The 806-nt window shown below is 68.1% G+C and carries 2 protein-coding genes; both read left to right on the plus strand.

All coding sequences use genetic code 11. The annotated features are described in order from the left end of the window. Window positions 1-674: efflux RND transporter periplasmic adaptor subunit (locus tag VI08_RS20385; protein WP_045831479.1), on the plus strand; the 674-nt coding region annotated here is incomplete at its 5' end. Between the two features lie 12 nt (window positions 675-686). Then, window positions 687-806, plus strand: a 120-nt coding sequence (locus VI08_RS22630) for an efflux RND transporter permease subunit (protein ID WP_157130539.1), incomplete at its 3' end; no start/stop codon positions are given.

An 806-nucleotide genomic window follows, 5' to 3' on the forward strand; every position in this document is an offset into this window, starting at 1 on the left:
AGGGCGCCCTGGTCGGCCAGGGCGACACCACCCTGCTCACGCAGGTGGATGAGCTCGACAAGGTGTACATCAACTTCAGCATGTCGGTGGCCGACCTCGACACGATGCGCAGTGCCGCCGCCAAGGGTGCGGTCACGCTGGCGGATACCGAGCAGTCGAAGGTGCGCATCCAGCTCACCGACGGCTCGGACTTCGGCGAAACCGGCCAGCTCGATTTCTCGTCGGCCACGGTGAACCCGCAGACCGGCACCGTCGACCTGCGCGCCCTGCTGCCGAATACCGGGCAGCGCCTGCTGCCCGGCCAGTTCGTCACGGTAAAGGCCACCCTGGGCGACCTGCACAACGTCTACCTCATCCCGCAGGCCGCCGTGCTGCGCGATGCGAACGCCGCCTATGTGATGGTGGTGGGCACCGCCAAGGTGAAGGACCCGCAATCGGGCCAGGAGAAGACCGTGGAATCCGCGGCTATCCGCAAGCCGGTCAAGGCCGACCGCACCAGCGGCAGCAACTGGGTCGTCACCGGCGGCCTGAACCCGGGTGACAAGGTCATCGTCGAGGGCGTGCCCAAGGCGAAGGACAACGCGCCGGTCAACGCGCAGCCTGCCCAGCAGGCCGCCGCTGGCGCGGCCCCGGCGAAGGCGGGCTCCTCGGCCGCCCCCGCCGGCCAGCAGTAAGGGAGTTCCGTCATGCCGAGTTTCTTCATCGACCGCCCCATCTTCGCGTGGGTCGTGGCGATCCTGATCAGCCTCACCGGCACGATCTCCCTGCTCAACATGGGCATCGAGTCGTACCCGAACATCGCGCCC

The organism is Luteibacter yeojuensis (assembly GCF_000964085.1).
Classification (GTDB): Bacteria; Pseudomonadota; Gammaproteobacteria; order Xanthomonadales; family Rhodanobacteraceae; genus Luteibacter; species Luteibacter yeojuensis_A.